Genomic DNA, 1,110 nt, shown 5'->3' with positions numbered 1-1,110 from the left:
GTTCTGGTCCTACGTGCAGGAGCTGGGGCCGCGTGAGCTGCCCGCCTTCGTCTCGCCGGCCGGTGACGAGCTGGCCATGCAGGCGTTCGTGCTGGGCGAGCAGGCCAACCAGGACCCGGAGGAGGACGACTAGCGGGGCGGGTCAGCGTCCCTCGAAGACCGGCTTCTGCTTGGCGACGAACCGTTCGTACGCGTGGCCGATCTCGGTCAGGTTCCACGCTCGTCGGACCACGCCCATCGCACCGGGGGTGCCGGAGAAGTGCGAGGCGGTGAACCGCTCGAACCGGATGCCCGTCTCGGCGAGGAGCAGGTCGACATCCTCGCCGGGGCGGGTGGCGACCCAGGTCTGCTCGTCGAGCGTCCCGTAGCCGAGGAAGCTCAGGTTGGCGGCGAGCCGCTGGCGGTCACGTCGGGAGCCCGGGGCCTCCAACACCAGCAGATCGAACCGGCCGTCCCAGGTGACCCGGCCGGTCCGGTAGATCCGGGCGGCTGCCTCGTCGAGTCGCCGGGCGGCTTTCGGTGTGATCGAATATCCCGGACCGGAGACCAACCGGAGTGGCTCGAGCCAACCCTGGCGCACCATCCGGGACACGGCGGTGCGAACTGCCGGCGGCGCGATTCCCAGCGGCGCCAGCAGCTTGACCAGGGCAGCAACCGGTGCCCGGCCACCCCTGGGACGGAGGTGGTCGCCGTACAGGTCGAAGAGTGCCGACCGTGCCTGCATGACCGCACATTGTGACAGGCCTTCTCAAGATAAGCTAGATGCTGTTACATCAATGCTGCTCCGGTTTGGGTCCGGCGGTGTTCATCAGGGAAAATCGTTTGTCGACACCCCCGTGACCGTTGCGGGTGGTCGTGACGAAGTGGCTGTGGGGCAACCCACCGACCCTGGTGTAGGTCTGAGGGGAGACAACATGGCGGCGATGAAGCCGCGGACGGGCGACGGTCCGCTGGAAGTCACCAAGGAGGGGCGGGGCATCGTCATGCGGGTCCCGCTGGAGGGCGGTGGCCGGCTCGTCGTCGAGATGACTCCCGACGAGGCCAACGCGCTCGGTGACGCACTGAAGGCAGCGGCCGGCTGAGTAAGGAGTGCTCCGGGCGGCGTGAGCC

At 68.5% G+C, this 1,110-nt stretch carries 1 protein-coding gene and 1 pseudogene; one reads left to right on the top strand and one right to left on the bottom strand.

Annotated elements, in window-relative coordinates:
• Window positions 1-163: 163 nt before the first annotated feature.
• Window positions 164-724 (bottom strand): annotated as a pseudogene (locus tag KBX53_RS33825) (PaaX family transcriptional regulator); the annotation flags it as partial.
• 190 nt (window positions 725-914) lie between these two features.
• On the opposite strand from KBX53_RS33825, the gene KBX53_RS33820 reads away from it, so the two are divergent.
• A complete protein-coding gene (locus KBX53_RS33820) occupies window positions 915-1,082 on the top strand; it encodes a DUF3117 domain-containing protein (protein ID WP_007455245.1) in 168 nt (55 codons plus the stop codon).
• The last annotated feature ends 28 nt before the right edge of the window (window positions 1,083-1,110 follow it).

The sequence above is a fragment of the Micromonospora sp. M51 genome (assembly GCF_018070305.1).
GTDB lineage: Bacteria > Actinomycetota > Actinomycetes > Mycobacteriales > Micromonosporaceae > Micromonospora > Micromonospora parva.
The sequence above is the reverse complement of the archived record's forward strand: the minus strand, read 5'-3'. Positions and strand labels throughout refer to the sequence as shown.

Coding starts and splice junctions, on each gene's coding strand:
- KBX53_RS33820 (WP_007455245.1), top strand. CDS start 915: ATGGCGGCGATGAAGCCGCGGACGGGCGACGGTCCGCTGGAAGTCACC.